This window comes from Chryseobacterium sp. CS2K3 (genome assembly GCF_059515185.1).
Genome location: NZ_JCAKRW010000004.1, coordinates 364,272 through 388,448, shown reverse-complemented (window position 1 = coordinate 388,448; position 24,177 = coordinate 364,272). Strand labels below are relative to the sequence as shown.

Below are 24,177 nucleotides of genomic sequence, written 5' to 3'. Positions count from 1 at the left end.
TAGTATTTTATCTAAAAAATGCGTATTTTTGCATCTTAAAATTTCTTAGTAAACAATGATAAAAATTACACTTCCAGACAATAGTGTCAAAGAATTCGAGGGAGCAGTGACTCCCCTAGATGTGGCAAAATCTATAAGCGAGGGATTGGCTAGAAATACCATTTCCGCAATTGTTAATGACAAACAAGTAGAAACGACCACACCTATAACCACGGATTCTACGGTACAGCTTTTGACCTGGAATGATGATATGGGTAAGAAGGCTTTCTGGCATTCTTCTGCTCACCTTTTGGCGCAGGCAATCCTTGAGTTTTATCCGAATGCTAAGTTGACCATTGGTCCGGCAATTGAAAGCGGATTCTACTATGATGTAGATTTCGGTGATGAAAGCTTATCTGAAAAGGATTTTGAGAAAATTGAGAAGAAAATTCTTGAGAACGCTAAAAAAGGTTCTACTTTCTCTTTATACCCTGTATCTAAAGAAGATGCTTTAAAAACATATGCAGATAACCCTTACAAAGTAGAATTGATCTCTAATCTTAATGATGGAGAAATCACTTTTGTAACTCATGATAACTTCACAGATTTATGTCGTGGAGGACATATTCCAAACACAGGAATTGTAAAAGCGGTTAAGATTTTAAATGCTGCAGGAGCTTACTGGAGAGGAAATGAAAAAAATCCTCAGCTAACAAGAGTATATGGTATTTCTTTCCCTAAGCAGAAAGAACTTACTGAATATCTTGAAAGATTGGAAGAAGCTAAAAGAAGAGACCACAGAAAGCTTGGTAAAGAGCTTGGAATTTTTGCATTCTCTGAAAAAGTAGGAGCTGGTTTACCTTTATGGTTACCAAAAGGAACTGCTTTAAGAAGAAAATTGGAAAACTTCCTTTCTGATGCTCAGAAAAAAGGAGGGTATGAATTTGTAATGTCTCCGCACATTGGGGCAAAAGAATTGTATGTAACTTCAGGACACTGGGATAAATACGGGGAAGACAGCTTCCAGCCGATTAAAACTCCAAATGAAGGAGAAGAATTCTTACTGAAGCCAATGAACTGTCCGCACCACTGTGAGATCTACAAAACTTCACAATGGAGCTACAGAGACCTTCCGAAAAGATATGCAGAATTCGGTACGGTATACAGATATGAACAAAGTGGAGAACTTCACGGATTAACAAGGGTTCGTGGGTTTACTCAGGATGATGCTCACCTTTTCTGTACTCCGGATCAACTTTCTGAAGAATTCGAAAAAGTAATTGATCTTACACTTTATGTTTTCAAGTCTTTAGGGTTTGAAGATTTTGTAACTCAGGTATCATTAAGAGATCCTGAAAACAAGCAAAAGTATATCGGTACTGATGAAAACTGGGAGAAAGCGGAAAGCGCGATCATCAATGCAGCTCAGAAGAAAGGTTTAAAAACAGTAGTAGAATACGGAGAAGCGGCATTCTATGGTCCTAAGCTTGACTTCATGGTGAAAGATGCTTTAGGAAGAAAATGGCAGCTTGGAACCATTCAGGTAGATTACAACTTACCAGAAAGGTTTGACCTTCATTATATCGGAAATGATAATGAAAAACACAGACCGGTAATGATCCACAGAGCACCATTCGGTTCTATGGAGCGTTTCATCGCTATTTTATTAGAGAATACAGCAGGTGATTTCCCACTATGGTTAAGCCCGGATCAGTTTATTATTCTGCCGATCAGTGAAAAGTACGTAGATTATTCAAAAAAAGTTTCACAATTTTTGGAAAATCACGATATTAGCGGTCTGATTGATGACAGAAACGAGAAGACTGGTAAAAAGATCCGTGATGCTGAATTGAAGAAAATTCCTTTCATGCTTGTAGTAGGAGAAAATGAAGAGAAAGAAGGCACAATTTCTGTAAGAAGACGTGGTGAAGGAGATCTGGGAGCAATGAAGCTTGAAGATTTTGTAGCTTACTTTAAAAAAGCAGCTGCGATCTAATTAAGAATAAAAAAAAAGAAGGTATTGAGAGATTAATATCTATAAGCTCTCAATCCTTTTATAAATAAGTAGTTAACCAATAAAATTATAATACAATAGCACAAAGATTTAACAACAGGGGCCCACAAAGACGTCCGGTACAAGAGGACGCTCACTTGATCAACGATAAAATTCGTGTGAGAGAGCTTCGTTTGGTGGGCGATAACGTAGAGCCAGGAATTTATCCAATTGACAAAGCAAGACAGATTGCTGCGGAACAAGAATTGGATCTAGTAGTAATTTCTGACAAGGCAGAACCTTTCATTGCAAGAATATTAGAATATAAGAAATTCTTATATGAGCAAAAGAAAAAGCAGAAGGAACTTAAAGCTAAGCAGGTAAAAGTGGTAGTAAAAGAGATTCGTTTCGGACCTCAGACTGACGACCATGATTATGAATTCAAAAAGAAGCATGCTGAGAAATTCCTTGAAGAAGGTTCTAAATTAAAAACCTACGTATTTTTTAAAGGACGTTCGATTATCTTTAAAGACCAGGGAGAGATTTTGCTTTTAAAGCTTGCTCAGGAACTAGAGCACGTAGGAAAAGTAGACCAGCTTCCTAAACTTGAAGGGAAGAGAATGATTATGATGATGAGTCCTAAAAAACCAGCAAAATAATTCAATTATTATTTACAATATAAAACCTCAAAGTATTTTGAGGTTTTTTTGTTTCAAGTTTTCATGGAAAAAGTTAAGCTGTGAATTTAGCATAAAAGCCGGGGAGACTGAAATATGGTGAATACCCTATTTTTCTTGGCTTACTACAAACAAAATGGCTATATATTATTTTGTGTTTTTTATACAAGCTAACCATTTAAATGTACAAGATACTCCCCTAACTTTTAAGACTACTCTGTTGTTATAATTAGTTTTTCATGGTGTCTGCCTTAGGATTTATAAGATGATATTATCCTTCAAAATCCCCGCAGTCGTGTTCTGTAAAAAGAGGTAAAGCTTTTTGTGTTGTAAAATATTTCGATACTCTTTTATTCTTTAATTCCAGTTTCTGTCCTTCTATGACAAGTTCATAAACGGGAGCTTTATCTATTTGCGTTAAAATATAAGTTCTTTCTGAAGTTTTTATAATCGTTTTGTCTCCTTCGTTAGTGAATGAGAAATCATTAATGGTAAAGGTGTCCTTTTCATCACAAACATTCGTCCATATCATGGTATTATTGGTGATGGACAAGCTTGCTAAATCGCATGAATAACAGTTTCCGGAGAATTCTATTCCGTATTTTTCATGCACATTTGTACTTTTGGGGTTCAGCACATCAATAGGAACCAATGTCGAAAAATCATTTGCCATTTCAGGTTTTATGGTCTGTTTTTTTGCAGAAGTAGGAGTAGCCACAGTATCTGCTTTTTTTGTTGCTGCAACATCTGACGTATTTGTCTTTTTATCTGTAGCAGGTGAACAGGAAGCGAGTATAGCTATTAGAAATGAGCAATTGATTATTATGTTTTTCATCTATATAAAACGGTTTACAATACCTTTAATTTATCTTTTGTAAAATTCCCTAAAATAGATCATTTATTATATCCCTGTTTTCAGCCATTTTCTACAGTTTTATTTGTCGGCTGTAGGATTACCGATATTTTTGCAGAAAAAATGAAAATCATATATCCTTTATTGATATCCTCAATGGTAACCATAACAGGTTGTCATTCGAAAAATGGTTCAGCAGAAACAAGTAAAGCTGAAACCGGAGCTTCACAACAAATTATAACATTTGCTGATTTCAAAAAAATAAAAGGTGTAGATAATGTGCAGGATGTGCCTTTTGAATTATTTTCTAAGCTTGATTCTGTACAATTTTTTGTATCTCCACATCAGGATGCTCATCGTCTTAAAGTAGCTTATAATAAGTTTGATAATTATTACGGCTTTGAAGAGTTTGACGACTTCTACTCTATTCATTACAGCATCAATAACAATATTTCGAACAGCATCGAAGCTTTTGTTTTGAAATCAGAATTTACTCCGGCATCTCAGCTTACTCTGCAAGGGATAGATCTTTATGAAATCAGAAGCAGCAGACTGAAAGGAAGTGAGGATTTAAAGAATAAATCATTCAATAAATACGGAACAATAACCGAGGTTTCTGAACAGGAATTTAAGACAGCTTCAAAAGGCAGAATGGATGAAGCTTTAGTAAAAAATCCATTGATAAAACTGAAGGACGGGAATTGGATCTACACTGGAAATGCTAAGGAAACAGTGATTGCTCAACATGAAAATGTATCTACTGAAGACGGACAGTTATCAAATGAATATATAGGGAGGTCTCCTTCCCTGAATTTAGAGATCTTCAAAGAAAACTCGGTAGAGGTTTCTGATACGTATTATACTTTTTATAATGTTAAATCAACGGAAGATTTTGTTCTTTTTACAGGTGGCTTTCCTCATATACTTCCCGATAAAAACCGGATTTCCTACATTGGGTCAAATGATGATGTAGGAAGTAATTTTGAGATCAGTAAATATCCGGGGCAAGGCTCTGGTCAGGAAAGTCTTTTTTATGTAAATTTTACTACTTTCAAAATTGCAGATGAAACAAAAGCTTTTTGGGCAAATGATGAAACTTTCTATGCAGAAGTATATCCGGCAAATTCAGCTCCGTCAAAAGGTAAGAAACAGAAGACAGCTTATATAAAGATTATATTGAAGCCCAATTTACTTTAGACAAAACGGGATCATACTTTCTAAGAGATATTACTTCTGATAAGTTCGGAAAAATAAAAAACCCCTGAAATCAGCCAGTGTTTATGGGGATAAAGTCTAATATCTTTGCAGCAGTTATTTAATGATCAACCATGAAAAAAATAAGTTTAGCCGTTCTTTTTTCTTTGATTGGCATTATCACTTTTGCACAATCGTTAAAAGTGGTAATCAAGCAGGATGGAAAAGTAATTGAGCCTGTAAATGATGTTTATGTATTGAAAAAAATACCTTTCCAATTTGAATTTACGTCGAATAATCTGGAAGGTTTTTTAATCGGAGCTACTACGGATAAAGATATTTATGCAGCAGCATTGGGCGTTTACAACGCTGAAGTTCCGTGGTTTCAGAATACAGGTATGGCTGAGGAATTATATAACAAGGATAAAGAAATGTTTCTAATGGATCAGGCACCTTCATATTGGTATTATACGGATGCAAAAGATCATAGATTTGATAAGAATCCTAAAGGAAACTTAAAGCAATGGACTGCTAGCCGTACAGTTACAAGATTTTATGATGTGATGGCATCACAACCTGTCAATTTGAAAGATTTTAACGGGAATGTTTTTGTTTTGATGTATGCGCCTGTATATAATGATGATTATGATTTAACAGGAAAGAAAGACCTGTTTAAGGCGGCACTGAGATTCAGAGATTAATAATTGAACACCTAATTTTAAATTATATAGAAAAGGTCTGCTATTACGATGTAAGCAGACCTTTTTGCTTGTTGATGTAGGAATTTATGGTCTGAAATTTTTATAAACGAAAAGTTTTATTTTTATTGATGCTTTATTTTAAGTGGGCTAAGAAGTGAATCTATTGAGATCGATTCTGATGAAGTGAAACTTAGTCTCTGTTGCTTTATGTTTTAATCAGATAGGTTTATAGATTGTAATGATGCTAAAAATAAAAATTCACAGTATCAACTGTGAATTTTGTGTAATGTTTTATAATCAAATATTATTCGATAATCAACCCATATTCAATTGCCAGTTTAATTGCTGAACTAAGATTAGTGGTTTGAAATTTTTCAATAAGATTTTTTCTGTGACTTTCTACAGTATGGGGGCTGATAAAAAGCTTTTCTGCCATTTGATTGGTTGTAAGCCCTTTTGCAGCTTCTGCTAAAATCTCTTTTTCTCTTCTCGTCAGCTTCGGAACCTGATGTAATCCTTCCGGTGATTTTTTCTCTAAAACAGAAGTGGTTTGTGAACATAAGAACCTATTACCTGTATATACGGTATTAATTCCTTCCAGAATCTCAGAAACCGAAGCATTTTTCTGAATGTATCCCAATGCTCCTTCTGCAAGAGTACTATTGATTACGGGCAGTTCATTGTGAACGCTAAGCATAATAATCTGGAGATTTTCATACTTTTTCTTTAGAGGTTTTATCAATTCGATGCTATTAATATCTGCCAGGTTAATGTCCAGCAATAAGATATCGACATTGTTTTTTGCCAAGCCTTCATTCATTTCTGAAACGCTTTTGAAACAGTTTACCACATCGATGGTATCGCTGCTTCCTAAGATATTTTTCAGTCCTTCCAGCAAAAGTGGATGGTCATCTGTTATGGCTACTTTTATCATGTTTAATTAATAGGGATTTGAAGTTCTATACTGGTACCAATATTCAATTCGGATCTGATATTCATCGTACCTTTTAAAAATTGGACTCTTGATTCTATATTATGAAAACCTGCTGTTTTTCGTTTGTCTAATTGGGTGGGATCAAAGCCTTTTCCATTGTCTTCCACGGTAAGATTCAATACGTTGTCCTCTTCACTGATCTGAATAATGATTTCGGAAGTATTGGCATGCTTTATAGCGTTATTGACCAATTCCTGAATGATTCTGTACATGATCAACTGCTTTTCTTCCGACATGGAATTACTGTAATTGATAAATTCGGGATGAATGTCTAATGAGCTGCTGGACATTCGGGATGCAAATTCCTGGATGGCTGCTTCTAAACCGTATTTAAGCAATAAATCAGGCATTAAATTATGCGCTACACGTCTTAGCTCTTCCACCGCACCATCAATCTGGTTAATAGATTTTGAAATTCCTTCTTCTATATTTCCGGATTGCTGAGAATTTAAAGATGATAACTGAAGTTTCGTGCCTGAAAGTAAACCTCCCAACCCATCATGGAGATCACGGGCTAAACGACCACGTTCCTGCTCCTGCCCTTCAAGCAAGGCGGTAAGCGTAGAGATTTTGGAGTTCTGTTTTTCTTTTTCCAGCGCCAAATTATGCAGCTCATCTCTTTGTTTCATCGATTTTACACGCTGTTTATAAGCATACAGCAATAAGATGATCAAAACAATGAAAATGAAAATAAAAGTAATATAGTAAGTATTGATCTTTTCCTTGAAGGTCAATAACTTTTTATAACTGTTAATATCATTATTTTTCTGTTGGGTTTCCAGTTTTGCCAAACGAAGCTGCTGTTCTTTTTTCTCGGATTCAAGCTCTGAAAACTTGAGTCTTTCCCGTTGGTTTTCTTCAACCAATTTTAGGTTATTGTAGACTTGTTCACGCTGTGCTCTAAGGATATTGATCAGCTTAATCTGTTGTGCTTTTTTATCACTTTCCAGCTGTAGTTTTATATATTTTTGTTCCTGTCTTTCTTTCTCAAACTGGGATTCCAGTCTTTTGGTTATATCCAGCTTTTCCTGATCATAAATGCTTTTGTATTTTTCTACATAACTTTTATAATAAGTTAATGCTTCTTTGTAATTTCCTTGTTCTTCACTGATATCGGATAAAGATTCAAGAATAGACAATTCAATATTATGATCTCTCACCGGCCCCCGCCCGATTTCCATGGAGGCTTTTAAAAAGTAAGATTTTGCCAGATCATAGTTTTTATCCTGTGTTGCCAGTTCCGCGAGGATTCCAAAAGAAGAAGCAATATGAATGGGTTCTCCGGTTTCCAGACTTACTTTGTTGGCTATCTGGGCATATTTCATCGCTTTTTCACGATCAAAACCAATATATAAATTGGCAAGGTTGATGGCTGCATAAGAAAGGTTACTCTTATTAAGCATTGCATCCTTACTTTTATTGAAAGTAGTGATCGCCAGCACATAATACTGTTCTGCCTTATTTCTCAAGGTAATATCTGAAGGATTTTGAATGTACTTTTGTTCGTACACATACCCCATTCGCATATAGGCATCAAAGGTAAGGTTGGGATCATTCTGTTTGGAAGCCAATAGCATAAACTGTTTGCTATATTTCTCTTCCAGCTGATACTCATTCAGGTTAGAATAGATGGTGGATAACTCTTTAGCTACATTCCCAAATCTTCCGTAAAGTGTAGAAGTTGTGGGTGAATTTTCGTAATAATCTATCGCTTTAAGGTAGGCTGCAACGGCATCGGTAGTTTTGTTATTTCTTACCAGAATCCATCCTTTTGCGTATTCAAAATAGCCTTTAGCTTCATTACTGTTTGTTTTTAAGCTATATATCTTTGCTTTTTCCAGGCTTTTTGAAGATTCGGATTCTTTATTATCCAATCGATAATTCATTGCCTGAACAGCATACAAAATGGTAGCATATTTCCCGTCAGCCTGCTTTGTGGCAATAGGAATATTAGCTTCCAAAACCTGATAAGATTTTGCTTTTAAATTTTGCAGGAATAATGCTTTCGCATATTTTGGAGCCAGATTTAGCTGCTCTATTGTTTTGTCTGAAGCATTGTTATATTCCTTTTCTAATCTGCTTAAAGCATCTTGCGCCTGAGCAAAAAACGGACAAACACATAAAATGAATATAAATAATAATCTGTATATCAAACCTTTATATCTATTGGATTTTATTACCTTAAAGAACGTAAATATAGGAAAAATACCTCTGATGCGTTGAAGCTGGAAGTTGGAAGAAAGAGGCTGGAAGTTGTTTTAATTAACAATTACACGTTGAGCCTTAATCTTATATCTTCTATTACATCTATTTACTTCTTATCAGCCTCAGTTGCTTTCCATCTTTTGCAATATTAAATGACATTTCTTTTACAGGTTTAAAAATTTGTTTAGGCTCATCACAAGTTCCCCAATGGGTAATGCTATCAACCTCCATATCTATCCTATTGCTTTCTGTAAAATAATATCTTCCATGTACTTCTGTAAAGCAGTCATTTCCACATTCCCAGCTATCATAACTTTTGAATTTCTCAGCATCCAGAAAATCTATGGCATGAAAATTTAAAATAAGTGCAGTATCTATCCTCTTAGAAAGGTAATAGTCTTTTGCTCCATCCGGCTTTACCAATCCGCCAGCCTCAATAATCCAATGGGTATTTTTCAGGGTATTCGGGAAATTTGTTTTTTTTCTTTCAGGATCTTTACAACTGAGAACCGTTACTAAAACGGCACTTAAAAACGAGAAAGCAAGCTTACTTTTCATAGTGTTATTTTATTAAAGATGCTGTATTATTTAGACAGGTTCTCTGAATATTTCAGGTAATGTAATTCTTCGGAAGTCTTTAATTCTTTAAATTTTGACTCATTCAACTCTCCCTCCGTAATGTTTTCCTGGAAATGAGCATTCATAAAACTTTGTTGTTCTGAAGTAAGACTCATATTTGGTAAATAATTGATTAATAGGGTTTTTATATTCAGAAATCAGATATATTAATTTAATGATTTACAATTTCATTACTCCCAAAATCGTTTTCAATCCATCCATGAAATCCCATGCACATTCCATCGCCATCAAGAGTATTGAGTTCTTCAATCACTTCCTCATCTTTATATAAAACAATATTGGTTTGTAATGCTAAGCGATAGTTTTCATTTTCCAGAGGATCAAAAATCCCGTCCATTTGCATCATCATTCCGTAAATAGTATTGTCAATGGTTTTTAAATGAGCTTCACGGAGGTTTTCGTCAATCTCAGCAGACAGTCTATCAATGGCATACTTCCTAATGTTTTCGAAAATAATATATCCTGCCCCATGCTGCATCCACAATTCGCGGTCACGTTCATTTGATGGCGGGTTTGCTAATTCTTTCTTCATATATTCTAATTTAACTGAGCATCATTTTCCGCAGTATATATATCAAAAGCCAAGGCAGCATCGCCAATCTCAACCACTCGATCTTTATGGATCATAAAACCCAGATCATGTTCATTATCCCATGAACAATTAAAGCTAAAACCGATGTATGGATAATCATCTTTCACCACTGATGTCACATAGAAAACCGTTGGTGATAATAAACCAGAAAAGCCTTTAATCGTTTTTAGATCAGGCATGAAATCTTTTTTGTAATCTTCCGAATAGCCATAAGCCTTCTGTAATTCAGGATAAATCTTTAAAAGTTCTCCCAGCATATTTTGTAATATCCGCTCCTGATTCTCTTGCAGGTATTCAATACCATTTTCCTGTAAAGTGGTTGCTTTTTCCGTGATTTCACTATCTTTATCTAAAAAGCTATAGCAAAGCTCTCCTTCTTCTCCAAAGAATTTTTCCCAGTACTCTAATTGAATATAGAAATCTATTTCCGGTTCGTCATCTTCTGTTGGAGATTTTAGCTCTCTTGGATTTTCAAGATGCTTATTAAAGAATTCATAGCAAAAAGGAGCTCTATCAAAAATATAATCCGGATTTTCGGCATACGAAAGATTGAAAAACTCCAGAGCTTTTTCTTCATTTCCACACTCTAAACAACATTGTCCTTTATAGTAATTGATGATATAAGGCTCATGTTTTTGAGAAGAGGTATGTTTTTCGTCTTCTGCCAGCCAGCGCATCATATTATCAAAATCTTTTGCCCAAATATATTCATTGGTCATCCTTCCGATATAAATACTTGCCTGATGAATATTGTATTTTTCATCATCTGCTTCCGCCCATTTTTCTTCAATGAAAGCGATTAATTCTTCTTTGGTAATTGTTGATTTTTTGAGACTTGATTTTTCTAAATACAGCCCTATTTCTTCTATTATTTTATCAGCATTTGACATTGATTACTAATTTAATTTTTTAAATGACTCTCCTTTAAACACTAAGAAGGAGTTCCAAACAGTTAGATTTTCACAAAGAAATTAAAGGTTTGCTGAGCAATAAGCTTAGGTTTTGTCTCAAATGTATTGATGTGGTGTTCATACAGTTCAACGTTTATGATCTTAACATCTTTCGGTATTTGGTAATTTTCATCTTTTACATAATTATACCCCTTTACTTTTGCACTTTCTTTGCCTGGTTTTTTCTTGATTTCAACAAAATATCTTAATGTTATACTATTCCCAACTTGTGCTCCTTTTTCAAAACGAATTTTTCTTATCTGATTAATGGAATGCCCACCGGAACTTATGTTCCCCTGAATCCGAAATTGTAAGCTTTCCGCATTTTTAAACAGCATAGAGATCTTGGGGTCAAGACGTTCTACGATTTCTTTCTGTGTAGCAAAAGTATGTGTGGAATCTGTTCCCGGAACTTCTCTTATAACCCGAGCCGGTTCCGTGTAAATGGTAGATATCTGTAATTTCTGAGCATCAGTTTTACAACCAAAAAGAGTTAAGAATGAAGTTAAAATCATGAAATCTTTCACTACCATATTTTTAATTTAAAGATAATGAAAGGTTTCTCATGAAAATATCCCTGATAATAATGGTTTTTAATGTATTATACCTCACAAGTTCTAGTTTAATCCTTTTTTAGCAGCCTTTAAGATCTTTTCAGCTTTCATTCTTATTGCATTGGGCAACAATTTGAAATTTTCATCTTTTTCTTCCCGGTATTGATTTTCTTCCTGAAACGGAATCCAGCCTGTAATTTTAGATTTCGAAAATTCTTTTTTACTTATACTTGTGTATACAATTACTTTCAAAGGCTTAGCATCCAGCCCGTCTGATTCTTCAAAATAAGTAAGATAAAACTCAGGAAAGCCATCGTTATTGGCGTCACCAATTTCACAGAAATTAATGAGGTACCTGGGTTGTGACAAACCTTTTGCAAAGTCCTTAAAAGTGATTTGCTGAATTAATCCACCATGATCTTCCAGAAAAATACCTGCATGTAAATCTTTTGGATTGTTGTCTAAATATCCTTCGTTTTTAGCTTTGCTTTCGTTCAGGTACCAGACATAGCTTCCATGATTAGGAACAAACGTCTGGGCGATCATCACAGACTTTCCCGGTAGTGGATTTCCAATATCTTCAATAATTTCTTTGTATTTTTTATCTGTAGAAAAATATACTCCCGTTCTCATTTGTGCAAAAGATGAAAGGCTTACGGTACAGGCAAGAACAGGTAATAACTTTCTTAAAATCATAATTTATTGTATTTTGAAGTTGTTTTAATTCTCTTTATATTCTTTTCCGGAGTAAATATCGATATAATAGTACATATTTTCATCAGAATTAAGCTTAACATTGACCCAACCATCGGAATTGACAGAGGTATAGGCTTTTGAACCAATACTTTTTTTATTTTTATTGTCATACAATGTGTACAAACCGTCTTTCTCTTTTTGAAGCGCGTAAATCTGTTTTTCTGTATCCAACACTGAAATAGCATAATAGTCAGGTTTGATTTCCCAGAGATTCTTATCACTATTCCATAATCCTACCGTTCTCAGCTTATTTTTATCTTCAATCGGAATAAGATACAGATCATTCATCCCCGTATAAGAAGTGATCTTTCCGAATTTCCAGCTTTTATCGACAAATTGAGTAGGTATAATCATTTTTCTGTCGGGCCAGACGATATTTCCAAGCTGATCCAGCACCTTAAAATTATACTTTTCAATAGAATCTGTAACATTTCCCTTCGTATCAATATAAAGCCAGTCGAACGCCCATATATCATGATCATAATTAAAGACACCCAGCAAAAAGTAAGGTGAATGGGTTATAGAATATACAAGGGAAGTCTTTTTAATGAAATCAATCTGAGCTGTAGTAGCCTTTGCGATTTCTTTTGGAAATGCCTTTTCATATTGCGGAAAAGGGTAAATATCATTATTATCTGTTAAAAGCTTGGGAACTTCCGGTTCATAACGTTCTTTATTAATTTCTTTCAAAACAATATCTTCCTTCCCAAACTTGATTGAAAGAGTTTCTGTGCCTTTTAAACCCTTGTGAATAACTTTCTTTTGATCCAAACCATAGATAGAAAAAGAGTTCCCGGAACCTTTGATATAACGCTTGTCTTCCAGCAGTTCGGCAATGTTGTTTTCAATTTTACTTAAATGTCCTTTTTTGATTTGATAAAGAGTTCCGTTCCAGAAAATATGGTTTTCATCTACGGAAACAAAATTCAGAGAATAGCTGTCCTCCAGATACGGCACATCTTTTTGAAGTAAGACCTGTTTGGTTTCTAAAACGCCGATCTCAAATTGATGATAAGTCTGTTCTTTTTTGATATCACCTCCTAAGATATTCCAATCCCATTTCCAGACTGGCATTTTCTTTTCGTATTCAATATCCTTTTTATAAAATGTAAGCCCGTTGATGACATCCAGACTGATTGGGCTTGCTGAAAAATCTAATATTATTTTTCCTGTTTCGTTAATGACGGCATATTGGTTTTTGTCACTTTCAACTACTGCAAAACCTGTGGGAGTAAATACGGAAGCGTTTCTGAATTTTTGATTGGTAACGGGCTTCAGATTTGTTTTATCCACATACACAAAATTATGCTGATTCGTTAAAAATGGAACTGTATTGATTGTTTTTGTTTTTGAAGGATTCCAGGGAAGATTATCTTTTTTTTCCTGTGTACATGCCGTAACGGAGGTCAACACACAAAAATACTGAATGCTGTTATTTTCATACTTCAAAATTCTTTTCGTCTTATTAAGCAATATTAGAGAGATACAACACTTGAAACAATCCCCACTATCAGCCATATTTTATCTTGTTACTATTTCACAAAATATTGTTTTATAAATTATTACATTTCCAATTCTGCTGTTAAATTATCGTTAATGTACCGCCCGCCTCTTTTATAATTTGATCAATTATATTATCTTAGATCAGCGTACAGGAAAGATTTTCCATCTACGTTTGTGAATATAAAATAACAACCAAACTATTTGTATTAATCATAAAAAAATGAACCTATGAGCAAACTTACATTGAAAGACGGAACAGAGATTTACTATAAAGACTGGGGAAAGGGTCAAACTATATTCTTCCATCACGGATGGCCACTATCAAGTGACGATTGGGATGCTCAGATGTTTTTCTTTCTGGAAAAAGGATTTAGAGTGATTGCCCACGACAGAAGAGGTCACGGAAGGTCTGAACAAACTCCTTACGGACATGATATGGATACTTATGCTTCCGATGTTGCTGAAATTGTAGCAGCTTTGGATTTAAAAGACGTTATTCATGTTGGACATTCCACAGGGGGCGGTGAAGTGATAAGATATGTTGCAAAACATGGTAAAGGAAGAGTTGCGAAAGCCGTATTGGTAAGCGCGGTAACTCCAATCATGGTCCAAAATGAAAATAACCCGAATGGGGTTCCTATTTCTGTTTTTGATGATATCAGAAATAATACGGCTAACAACAGAGCCCAGTTTTTTATAGATATTACCTTCCCTTTTTATGGATATAACAGAGAAGGGGCAAAAGTGTCTGAAGGAATTCAGAGAAACTGGTGGCGACAGGGAATGAACGGTTCCATCAAGGCGCATTATGATTGTGTAAAAGCATTCTCCGAAACAGATTTTACTGAAGATCTTAAAAGTGTAGACGTTCCGGTATTGGTGATGCATGGTGAAGATGACCAGATTGTACCTTTTGAAACAACAGGTAAAGTAGCTGCTACTCTGCTTAAAAACGGAAAATTAATTTCTTATCCAGGTTTTCCACACGGGATGCCTACTACGGAAGCTGAAACAATAAACAAAGATCTTCTTGAGTTTATTAAGTCATAAATTCTTTACAGATCTCAGAAAAGCTACAGATAAAATGATCTGTAGCTTTTTTTATTTTCGTTATTTTGCATCTGCTATTCCTAAAAAGTTTAGGAAACCTTTATAAATACATATTAACCATGAGATTAGGATATTTATCCTTTTTTTTCCTTGCTGCTATCGTTTTTTTTCTTGGATGTTATTATTACTTTCCCTTTTTCTCTGATGACAGCCTGATATCACTCCGTTACGCTCAGCGTTTTATAGATGGAAAAGGTCTTACCTGGAACGATGGTCATCCTGTGGAAGGTTACTCGAATTTACTTTGGGTTCTGGGCGTTTCAGCATTGGGAAAATTAGGAATGGATCTTATTCTTGCTGCAAGAGTTCTGGGTATTCTATGCTCTCTGGGAACTTTAGGAAGTATTCTTTATTATTTTAAAGATAAAAACATAAAGAAGGAATATGTTTTCCTGGGAGTATCTTTACTTGTGACTACTCCATGTTTTCCTATTTGGGCAATCGGAGGTCTTGAGCAGCCTTTGTATGCTTTTCTATTAACTTTAATCGTTATTGAAGTATCTAAAATTATTAACGATAAAAGCTTTAAAACAGTCTATCTTTTATCCTTATGTCTTGGTCTTTTAGCACTTACCAGACCTGACGGATTTCTGTTTACGATTTTAACTTCCGGATTTTTACTCTTGAGTTTTAGAAAAAACAGAAAAGAATTGATTACTATTGGTTTAGCAACAGCGATCATTCCTACCTTATTTTTACTAGGGCAGCTCGCATTCCGCTATAATTTTTATGGAGAATTAGTTCCTAATACCGCTTTGGTAAAGGTAAAGGTGACTTTTCATCATATTCTGAGAGGTGGTTTTTATAATTTTAAGGCTTTCTTTGGAACTTTATTCCTATCAGGATTGGGGTTAGCTTCTCTCTATTTCCTTGTGAAGCACAAACATCTTTTCGGGTATTATTTATTATTGATTACCGCAGCATGGGTTGGCTATGTAACAATGGTGGGTGGTGATATCTTTCCTGCGTTCAGACATTATTATGTCGTTCTTATTATATGGGTATTTTCTATTATTTTCGGACTTTCTTATCTCAAAAAGATCAACTTAGAATCAAGAAAAGTAAGGAGTACTTTCATTATATTATTACTTATTAATGCTTTAATACAATGTAAAATACCTGACAATGACCGCGCCATTGACGAAAGATGGGAGTTCAGAGGAATGAATCTGGGAGAAACATTAAAGAAAACATTTCCTAATCAAACTTTGGTTGCAGTAACAGCTGCCGGATGTATTCCTTATGCTTCCGAGCTTCCTACTCTGGATATGCTTGGGCTGAACGATTACTATATCCCAAGACATCCGCCTAAAAACTTTGGAAACGGAGCTTTAGCCCATGAATTGGGTGATGCCAGCTATGTCATGAAACAAAATCCGGATATTATCATTTTCCATATTGGTGGTGAACTTAATTTTAATATAGGAGATCAATTGAAGGCTAATAAAACTTTTAACAATGATTATGTTAAAGTAAAAACTAGGGAAAAAGATCAGGAATATACTTTGTTCTTTAATAAATACGGAAAGAATACGGGAATCCAACAAAACGGACCCACCCTGTCCATTCCAGCATACCTTTTCGGTTCTTCTTCGAATGAAATAAGTCTGTTTTCAAACAATAAACTTTTAAAAGTGATGGATCAAGATAAAAAATATACTTTATCTCTTCATCAGATCCCTCCAGGCATCTGGAATGTAAAAAAATCAACAGGAAAAAATACAGATTTTGAGACTGATATTGCCTATAAAAACGGTGAATTAACTGTTGTAATCTCCCCAAAAAGTAAGATATTTTTAGAAACTCTTGTTTTAGAAAGGAAAGATTGATATTTTTTTCGTACTTTTGCACACTATTATTCCTGGTGTCTTCAGGGATAGCCAAAACAGATATTGATAACAAAAACAATAAAAAAGCAGAACAATGCCAAAATTAAAAACGAAATCAGGTGCTAAGAAACGTTTTGCTCTTACCGGATCTGGTAAGATCAAAAGAAAAAACGCTTACAAAAGCCACATCTTAACTAAGAAAGAAACTAAGCAGAAGAGAAATCTTACTACTACTTCTTACGTAGCTAAAGTGGACGAAAAAAGCGTTCAACGTCAATTAGCAATTAAGTAGTTTTTATAAATCTATATTCGGTTTATAAGAATTCAAAAACAAATTCAAAATTTCAACCCTGAAACGGTGCCAATAAGAGTAACATCAGTTACCGCCCTTTTCAAAAAAACAATTTAAATTATGCCAAGATCAGTAAATGCAGTAGCTTCAAGAGCTCGCAGAAAGAAAATTTTTAAGCAAGCTAAAGGTTTCTTCGGAAGAAGAAAGAACGTTTGGACTGTAGCTAAAAACGCGGTAGAAAAAGCAATGCAATATGCTTACCGTGGTAGAAAAGAGAAAAAGAGAAATTTCAGAGCACTTTGGATCACTCGTATCAACGCGGGAACTAGAGAGCACGGAATGTCTTACTCTCAATTTATGGGAGCTCTTAAAAAGAACAACATCGAGCTTAACAGAAAAGTTTTAGCAGATTTAGCAATGAATCACCCTGAAGCTTTCAAAGCAGTTGTAGATCAAGTAAAATAATGTAGAATACTATTTTTGTTATCAATATAAGTCCCGGATTTTTTCCGGGATTTTTTGTTTTATACAGTCCTTTTAATCACAAAGAAAGATGATTCAAATGTTTCTTTCAGGAAGCTAAGAAGTATGGCTTTGTCTTTGAAAAAGCGTCATGGATGGGCATTCGTTTAAAATGAATCAATGAAATTAATTCAATCCTTTACTTTCTTAAAAATATGAGATAAGGTTATAAAATTTTGCATTAAATTAAATCCCATAAATCCTAAAAATATGATCCCCGGTTTTTTAGACTGATTCAAAGTGCTCTACTAAAAAAATCAGGAAGTAAGAGTTTTACTATTCATCAGGAATATACATCCTCCAAATTTACAATCTTAGCACTACATCCAAAACTTTTGAGACTGATCCATTAAAAGTGATTCACTGGTAATAAGTATTTTTAAAACAATAAAATTATTAATTCACAAATCAAATAAAATAATACACATCAAATATCTACGGAAAACAGTGATTAATTACTATATTAGCACCCGAAAAACAGATAAAGTATAAAATGAAAAAAATCGCTGTATTTTTATTCACATCAATAGCAATGCAAAGTATTGGGGCTCAAAGTTTTATTCAGGCATATAAAGACAGGGCTGAAGCAGTTTCCCAATCGGATATCATCACGAATTTACAGCAGTTTGCTGCCCTTGGAGTAAAGACTACCGGTTCTCCGGCAAATACAGCTGCCTTAAACTGGCTTAAAGAAAAATATTTATCCTATGGATATACCGCTGATCAGATCGTAGAAGATCCTTTCAGCTTTTCAGGGATTAATTCAAAAAACCTTATCATCACTAAAAAAGGAACATTATATCCCAATAAATATGTGATCATTTGCGGACATTTTGATTCCATTAACGGACCTGGTGTAAACGATAATGGCAGCGGAACTTCCATTATTCTTGAAGCAGCAAGAATTTTGAGAACGGTTTCTACAGAGTATTCAATAAAATTCATCCATTTCTCCGGAGAAGAACAAGGATTAAAAGGCAGTTATCATTATGCCAATAATGTAGCCTATCAGGGAAATACCCGAGTAATGGATATTAAACTGGTCTTCAATCTGGATCAGGTAGGAGGAAAAATGAGCAACAGTGCCAGCAATAATGTGGTATACTGTGATCAAGATCAGGCTGGACTTTCCAGTAATAATGCGGCTTCTGCGGCTGTAACTCAGCAATTAAGAAACTGTACAGCATTATACTCTCCTTTGCAGACAGAAGTAGATCCTGCGGAAGACACGGATTATATTCCTTTTGAACAGAAAGGTGAAGTCATTACAGGCTTTTTTGAAAGGATAAGAAGTGATTTGCCTCATTCGCCTAATGATACTTTTGCCAATACTGATCCGGTATATATTTATAAAATTGGAAAGGCTTCTGTAGGAGCATTACAACATTTCGCTGTAGCTTTGGAAACTTTAGGAACCCATGAAACCATTTCCAAAAAAACTTTGGAAGGTTTACAAATCTACCCTAACCCGGTAAAAAATACAGTTAATATCGAACTTCCAGATGCTAAAATAAAGAACTTCAGTTTTGAAATTACAGATTTTCAGGGACGATCATTGCTTACAAGTGAGAATCAGACAACAGTTGATGTTTCAAATCTGGAAAACGGTGCCTATGTAGGAATTTTAAGATCAGGAGATCAAACTGTAGTAAGAAAAGTTCTTGTAGCCAGATAATTTATAAGACATTTCACGTAAATAGCTAACCTTTGAATTCGTTCAGAGGTTTTTTTTGTAGTAATATATTGTCTATCAAATCATTAAATAGTATTCTTTTATTTTTTTCACAAAATAATTATGGAATCCATAAAATTTTAAACACTTCATTGTGATTTATTTACTACATTCGCTTTACCAAACAAAATAAATTATATGAAAAGAATTACCACATTGGCATGCGCTGTATTGATGATACAGGGTGTTGCTGCTCAAAATTTTATTCAGGCTTATAAAGACAGGGCTGATATGGTGACCCAAGCTAACATTACGGCAAACCTTCAGGATTTTGGAAATCTGGGAATCAAAAAAACAGGAACTGTAGCTAATACAAACGCTTTAAACTGGATCAAAAACAAATATCTTTCTTACGGATACGCGGCAAGTCAAATAGTAGAAAGTCCTTTTACCTACGGATCGGCAACTTCCAAAAACCTGATTATCACTAAAACCGGAACTCTTTATCCTAACAAATACGTGATTATTTGTGGACATTTTGATACCATTTATGGTCCGGGAGTAAATGATAATGGAAGCGGAACCTCCATTATTCTGGAAGCGGCAAGAATATTAAAAGATGTCCCTACAGATTATTCTATTAAATTCATTCATTTCTCCGGAGAGGAACAGGGATTAATAGGGAGTTCTCACTATGTAAATAATGTTGTTTATCAGGGCGGAGTGCGTAAACTGGATATAAAACTGGTATTTAATCTGGATCAGGTAGGCGGTGTAAAGGGAAATAATAACAATACGGTATATTGTGATGAAGACCAAGGCGGGCTTTCAAGCAATAATGCGGCATCTGCTGCTGTGACGCAACAGCTTAGAAACTGTACGGCACTTTATTCTCCTCTTCAGACAGCTGTAGATCCTGCGGAAGATACAGATTATATTCCTTTTGAACAGAAAGGTGAAGTGATTACAGGTTTTTTTGAAAGAATACGAAGCAGCTATCCACATACTACCAAAGATACTTTTGCCAACGTAGACCCTGTTTATGTTTATAATATAGGAAAAGCAACTGTAGGAGCATTACAGCATTTTGCCACCGCTTCCACTACGCTAACGAATAAAACTGCTTCTGCTAACTCATTAGAAGCAGCAAAAATATATCCCAATCCGGCAAACAGTGTTTTAAATATTGAACTTCCGGAAAAAAACGATAAGTTCAGCTTTGAACTGACCAATTTAGCAGGAAGGTCTTTGCTTAAAGTCAATAATCAAACCAACATCAATGTTTCAACATTCGAAAAAGGTTTGTATATCGGTATTTTAAAAGTAGGTGACCAAACGCTTGTGAAAAATATCCTGATTGACAGATAAGTATCTTAACTTTATAAAAAAACAGAACAGGATTGATTTCTGTTCTGCTTTTCATTTATTTAAATCAGATTAAAGTTGTTCAATAATCTGTTCTTCTGTTTTATTATTTAAATCAATGATTTTTTTAGGAATAAGCTTATTCGGAGTAATATTTCCTGCCGGTCTTATCCATTCTTTAACGCCAAAACGGAAATCAAGTTTTGTATTGGGTGTCTGGAATTCAATAAGTTCACCAAAATGATTAGGATGACCACTTTCCGGTACCTCTCCTACTACTTCTGCCAGTTTATTATCCAAAACGATTGTTCCGAACATCATTGCACTTGAAAACGTATTTTTTCCAACGATCACATAGGTCTTTCCGTTAAATTTCAATGGATTTTTTGATGGTTTTATGGAATATGATTTCATTGGATAATAGTCTCCGTTCTTAAGTTTTTCATAATCCGGTACGCTTTCATTATCTTTTTTCAGATAGTCTACATATTCCTGGCTTTTTTTCCATCTTCCCTGATAAGTATTATAGGATTTCCCTGAAAAATAACTAATCAAGAGATCTCCAATCGCGGAATTCCCTCCTGAATTGTTGTGTACATCAACGACTATTTTTTTTACATTATCTTTTCTAATTTGGGTAAAAATGCTGTCGAATTTTGTTTTCCACTCTTCAATAGGATATGTTTGTCTGTCATTGAAGGTATTCACAGCCAGATAACCAACATCTTTAATTTTCTTATAATCAATAGGCTTAAACTTTTCCTGTTTTTTCTGTTGTGCATTTGAAGCATTTTTTCTCAACTGTTCCAAAGAAATACTCTTGACAACCGTTTGATTTCCGCTTTTGAATTTCAGATCATAATTATCTTTGATGAAGTAGCAGAATTTATTGATCATAATCCAGAACTTGTCAACAGCCGTTGAAATTCTTTCGTCTTTATCTCCGGGAATAGTCTGAGCGCAGGTTTTCAAAACTTCATTGATGGGAATATTATTTAAAGAAGTTAATTCATCTCCAATATTCAATTTATTATCAGAATAGTTTTCCGTCAAAATCATTTTACCGCTATCATACTTAAATTTCAGGGGTAAAACCTTCATATTGTTTTTAATGCTGTCTGTTACGTAATAATCAGATATACTGCTATGTTCATCGTTTAATGTAACAATCAACGGCTTGGCAAGGTAATAGAAGTCCTTTTGGGTCATTCCATCTTTCATGGACTTTCGGATATCTGCATATTTTTTATCAAACTCTTCTTTTGAAATTTCCGTAAAAGGGTTTACGTGAGCATTTACAATCTTTTCTTTTATAAAATCCACATCCTGTTCCAATTGCTTCTGAGTAAATTTTTGATAATACAATTCATTAAATACTTTTTGAGCAAAAACGGAATTGGCAAGAAGTAGTAATAATAACACGCATTTTTTTCTCATTTGAGTCAGTTTTTTGATAATATTAGTAGGATGTTGAGTTGGGTTGTTACATTTTGAGTTGGTTTAAATTTGGTAATGTATTTCTCGGGTGATTTTAATGGAGTTTAGAATAATAAACCTACTGCATTTTGCAATGGTTTTATTTCATTTAAAATATTGAGCGACTTAAAATCATATATTTGATTTCATCACAAAGCAAAATAACGTCACTCCATTTTTCATTAGTTTTTATTAAATCTATTTTCCATAAATCCAATTCCTGTAATTCAAATACTTGCTTTCTTAATAATAAACATTTATTATATACCTCAGAAGTAATTAATTTTGAATCTAACAACTGTTTCAGTGAGTTTTCATGTAAAAAAGAAATAATTCCAATATCGAATTCTTCAAAAATCTGATATTCAATATCCTCTTTACTGGAATCAAAAATAAATGAACCACAATGAGATAAGGTATTTAAAAAATAAACATATAATTTTTTTGTCTCCATGATATTGATTTATCTGGGAATAATAATTCCTTCAACAAAATAATCTGCAAAGCATTTTATAAAATACAAAATCACTCGTTTTGAGTGTTTTTGTTATTTTATCAATGAAACTTAAATACATCAATTTGTTTCAGATCTTTAAGTTTCTTATTAGATTTAACTTTTAAAATAGCTTCTATTATATCTGGTGATAGATCTTTTAGTTTTAAAGGGATTGTAGGAATGGCTACCAAATGATAATTGGAATTTAAAAAATTATTTAAAACAGTTTTATCAAAAGCATAAATTCCTTTTTTAGCCATATTTATAAAATCTGATAAATACGTGTCGTTTACATCGGGCAATATATTCTTTAGTTCCGGACTAATAATAACATCGGATATTTCAGGTAGATTTCTAAAAAAAGAAGACAATATTTCATTTTCCTCTTCTAATTTCGCAATTGCTTCAGGGAGTTTACCTCCTGCTGATGCAACAAAAGCAATTTCATTATTATCTGTAAAAAACCAGTCTATATCTAAGCTTTGTTGTTCTATTTCTGTATATATATAGTTTCAAAAGTTCTTTCCAATTTTGATCCCAAAACATCAAACATTTTTGCATCCTTATATTAGAATTGATTTTTCATCTTCAAAATCTTCTTCTATAAGTTTTTCTTTTATTTGTTAATTCTTTATTCACATTTTATAAAAGAAAAAAACCAGTGCTCCAAAGTCTCCAGACTTTGGAGCACTTTGGAAAAGAATTAACTTTATTAATAGCTCAAAGTCAGGAGACTTTGCGCAGCGGTAAATATAATTAAAATAAACTCAATTTATAAGACTCGTAACTGTAGGTTTTAGTTGTGTTTTCTAATACAAAACAGAATAAGAAAACCACCACAGTTGCAGTGGTTATTTATTAAAAATCGTTACAAACATTCATAATGAGCTGTCCATGTTTTAGCTTCTTTAATACTATCTTGTTTATCAAAAATCAATAAATATTTATTAACACTACCACAATACTTTAAGCCATTATGTGAGTTGGATATGACATCAACTCTTAAAGAATCATTTCTCAATTTAGTAAAAACTGCTATATGAGATGGCCCTTTAAATTTATCTTTTGTAAATACATTTTGGCTTTTATAGTAGTCTTGTGACTTCCAAAATTTTCCCCAATTTTTTTTATTTACTTTAGATAGACACTTACTTTTTCTATATGGATTAGTTTTTTCAATATTTAACCAGTTAAAATAACTATCAGAGTTATATAGCGGAAAAAAACTTTCATAAATAGAGATTCCATAAGCTCCAGGATTTAAAAGATCTTTATAATACTTTTCTGTACCCTTATTTATAAAATCCTGTTTTATGTATTCGAGCCCTTTTTCATATCTTTCACATGCACATTGTCCATATACTGAAAAACTAATACATACAGATAAAATAATTAAATATTTCATTATTTGGTTTTTGGAGCTAGCATAAAAAGGTTTTTCTTCACATCGATTTTTTTAAAATAGGGCTTAGCATTACGTAGAATATCTGTCGGGCTAAATGATTCTCTTTTGACAAAATGGTTGAGTAAATTGTCCAGAAGCATCTAATTCCCCAGCTCTCCAAAGTCTCCCGACTTTAGAGCACTTTGGAAAAGAATTATTTTATTAATGGCTCAAAGTCATGAGACTTTGCGCAGCTGGGGCTTACCCTAGCATTCCCAAGGTGATCTCTGTACTGGTAAATATAGTAGTTTCTCTAGAAAAGAGAGTAAAAACCACTGAACAAACAGTGGTTTTTTATTTTATCTGTGGATACGAACGACATGTTCACACCAGTATGGGGAAGAAGCATAGTTGACAACTCTTGTTAAATTATTATCTTTT

The 24,177-nt window shown here is 33.9% G+C and carries 24 protein-coding genes; 10 read left to right on the top strand and 14 right to left on the bottom strand.

Going from position 1 to position 24,177, the window contains the following annotated elements:
- Positions 1-55: 55 nt before the first annotated feature.
- Together thrS and infC are read left to right on the top strand one after the other, a co-directional pair.
- Positions 56-1,975 (top strand): threonine--tRNA ligase, encoded by a 1,920-nt coding sequence (thrS, locus tag AC5YGG_RS09215; RefSeq protein WP_496144218.1) that lies wholly within the window; start codon positions 56-58, stop codon positions 1,973-1,975.
- 155 nt (positions 1,976-2,130) lie between these two features.
- A complete protein-coding gene (gene infC / locus AC5YGG_RS09210; protein ID WP_172625635.1) occupies positions 2,131-2,631 on the top strand; it encodes a translation initiation factor IF-3 in 501 nt (166 codons plus the stop codon).
- Positions 2,632-2,920: 289 nt separating this feature from the next.
- On the opposite strand, the gene AC5YGG_RS09205 is transcribed toward infC, so the two are convergent.
- Positions 2,921-3,484: a hypothetical protein gene (locus AC5YGG_RS09205; RefSeq protein ID WP_496144217.1), complete on the bottom strand. Its 564-nt coding sequence runs from the start codon at positions 3,482-3,484 to the stop codon at positions 2,921-2,923.
- Between the two features lie 141 nt (positions 3,485-3,625).
- Here AC5YGG_RS09205 and AC5YGG_RS09200 point away from each other — a divergent pair, with 141 nt between their 5' ends.
- Both AC5YGG_RS09200 and AC5YGG_RS09195 read left to right on the top strand, forming a co-directional pair.
- A complete protein-coding gene (locus AC5YGG_RS09200; RefSeq protein ID WP_496144216.1) occupies positions 3,626-4,699 on the top strand; it encodes a resolvase in 1,074 nt (357 codons plus the stop codon).
- A 131-nt stretch (positions 4,700-4,830) separates the two neighbouring features.
- The gene (locus AC5YGG_RS09195) at positions 4,831-5,397 is read left to right on the top strand and encodes a hypothetical protein (RefSeq protein WP_496144215.1); all 567 of its coding nucleotides are present in this window, start codon (positions 4,831-4,833) and stop codon (positions 5,395-5,397) included.
- A gap of 304 nt (positions 5,398-5,701) precedes the next feature.
- On the opposite strand, the gene AC5YGG_RS09190 is transcribed toward AC5YGG_RS09195, so the two are convergent.
- From AC5YGG_RS09190 to AC5YGG_RS09150, 9 genes are all read right to left on the bottom strand, one after another.
- Positions 5,702-6,331 carry a response regulator gene (locus tag AC5YGG_RS09190; protein ID WP_496144214.1) on the bottom strand — a complete coding sequence of 210 codons (630 nt, stop codon included), beginning with the start codon at positions 6,329-6,331 and terminating at the stop codon, positions 5,702-5,704.
- A gap of 2 nt (positions 6,332-6,333) precedes the next feature.
- Positions 6,334-8,544 (bottom strand): tetratricopeptide repeat-containing sensor histidine kinase, encoded by a 2,211-nt coding sequence (locus AC5YGG_RS09185; RefSeq protein WP_496144213.1) that lies wholly within the window; start codon positions 8,542-8,544, stop codon positions 6,334-6,336.
- 154 nt (positions 8,545-8,698) lie between these two features.
- Positions 8,699-9,154: a hypothetical protein gene (locus AC5YGG_RS09180; protein ID WP_496144212.1), complete on the bottom strand. Its 456-nt coding sequence runs from the start codon at positions 9,152-9,154 to the stop codon at positions 8,699-8,701.
- Positions 9,155-9,180: 26 nt separating this feature from the next.
- Positions 9,181-9,330 (bottom strand): hypothetical protein, encoded by a 150-nt coding sequence (locus AC5YGG_RS09175; RefSeq protein WP_496144211.1) that lies wholly within the window; start codon positions 9,328-9,330, stop codon positions 9,181-9,183.
- Positions 9,331-9,386: 56 nt separating this feature from the next.
- Positions 9,387-9,767, bottom strand: coding sequence for a hypothetical protein (locus AC5YGG_RS09170; protein WP_496144210.1), 381 nt, complete (start codon positions 9,765-9,767; stop codon positions 9,387-9,389).
- A 5-nt stretch (positions 9,768-9,772) separates the two neighbouring features.
- Positions 9,773-10,717, bottom strand: coding sequence for a DUF6985 domain-containing protein (locus AC5YGG_RS09165; RefSeq protein ID WP_496144209.1), 945 nt, complete (start codon positions 10,715-10,717; stop codon positions 9,773-9,775).
- A gap of 62 nt (positions 10,718-10,779) precedes the next feature.
- Positions 10,780-11,310 (bottom strand): hypothetical protein, encoded by a 531-nt coding sequence (locus AC5YGG_RS09160; RefSeq protein ID WP_496144208.1) that lies wholly within the window; start codon positions 11,308-11,310, stop codon positions 10,780-10,782.
- Positions 11,311-11,394: 84 nt separating this feature from the next.
- Complete coding sequence (locus AC5YGG_RS09155; RefSeq protein ID WP_496144207.1) at positions 11,395-12,027, bottom strand: hypothetical protein; 633 nt, start codon at positions 12,025-12,027, stop codon at positions 11,395-11,397.
- 24 nt (positions 12,028-12,051) lie between these two features.
- Positions 12,052-13,536 carry a hypothetical protein gene (locus tag AC5YGG_RS09150; protein WP_496144206.1) on the bottom strand — a complete coding sequence of 495 codons (1,485 nt, stop codon included), beginning with the start codon at positions 13,534-13,536 and terminating at the stop codon, positions 12,052-12,054.
- A 282-nt stretch (positions 13,537-13,818) separates the two neighbouring features.
- On the opposite strand from AC5YGG_RS09150, the gene AC5YGG_RS09145 reads away from it, so the two are divergent.
- The 6 genes from AC5YGG_RS09145 to AC5YGG_RS09120 all read left to right on the top strand — a co-directional run bounded on the left by AC5YGG_RS09145 (position 13,819) and on the right by AC5YGG_RS09120 (position 20,383).
- Positions 13,819-14,640: an alpha/beta fold hydrolase gene (locus AC5YGG_RS09145; protein ID WP_496144205.1), complete on the top strand. Its 822-nt coding sequence runs from the start codon at positions 13,819-13,821 to the stop codon at positions 14,638-14,640.
- A gap of 119 nt (positions 14,641-14,759) precedes the next feature.
- Positions 14,760-16,529 carry a DUF8728 domain-containing protein gene (locus tag AC5YGG_RS09140; protein ID WP_496144204.1) on the top strand — a complete coding sequence of 590 codons (1,770 nt, stop codon included), beginning with the start codon at positions 14,760-14,762 and terminating at the stop codon, positions 16,527-16,529.
- A 94-nt stretch (positions 16,530-16,623) separates the two neighbouring features.
- Complete coding sequence (gene rpmI / locus AC5YGG_RS09135; RefSeq protein WP_002979658.1) at positions 16,624-16,821, top strand: 50S ribosomal protein L35; 198 nt, start codon at positions 16,624-16,626, stop codon at positions 16,819-16,821.
- A gap of 120 nt (positions 16,822-16,941) precedes the next feature.
- On the top strand, positions 16,942-17,286 hold the full coding sequence (gene rplT / locus AC5YGG_RS09130) for a 50S ribosomal protein L20 (RefSeq protein WP_034694451.1): 345 nt from the start codon (positions 16,942-16,944) through the stop codon (positions 17,284-17,286).
- A 550-nt stretch (positions 17,287-17,836) separates the two neighbouring features.
- The gene (locus tag AC5YGG_RS09125) at positions 17,837-19,018 is read left to right on the top strand and encodes a M28 family peptidase (protein ID WP_496144203.1); all 1,182 of its coding nucleotides are present in this window, start codon (positions 17,837-17,839) and stop codon (positions 19,016-19,018) included.
- 195 nt (positions 19,019-19,213) lie between these two features.
- Entirely contained in the window at positions 19,214-20,383 is a 1,170-nt protein-coding gene (locus tag AC5YGG_RS09120; RefSeq protein ID WP_496144202.1) for a M28 family peptidase, read from the top strand.
- A 69-nt stretch (positions 20,384-20,452) separates the two neighbouring features.
- Here AC5YGG_RS09120 and AC5YGG_RS09115 read toward each other — a convergent pair whose 3' ends face one another.
- From AC5YGG_RS09115 to AC5YGG_RS09100, 4 genes are all read right to left on the bottom strand, one after another.
- Entirely contained in the window at positions 20,453-21,817 is a 1,365-nt protein-coding gene (locus AC5YGG_RS09115; protein WP_496144201.1) for a S41 family peptidase, read from the bottom strand.
- 148 nt (positions 21,818-21,965) lie between these two features.
- Entirely contained in the window at positions 21,966-22,310 is a 345-nt protein-coding gene (locus AC5YGG_RS09110) for a hypothetical protein (RefSeq protein ID WP_496144200.1), read from the bottom strand.
- A gap of 101 nt (positions 22,311-22,411) precedes the next feature.
- Positions 22,412-22,612 carry a hypothetical protein gene (locus AC5YGG_RS09105; RefSeq protein WP_496144199.1) on the bottom strand — a complete coding sequence of 67 codons (201 nt, stop codon included), beginning with the start codon at positions 22,610-22,612 and terminating at the stop codon, positions 22,412-22,414.
- 608 nt (positions 22,613-23,220) lie between these two features.
- A complete protein-coding gene (locus AC5YGG_RS09100; protein ID WP_496144198.1) occupies positions 23,221-23,757 on the bottom strand; it encodes a hypothetical protein in 537 nt (178 codons plus the stop codon).
- Positions 23,758-24,177: the final 420 nt, after the last annotated feature.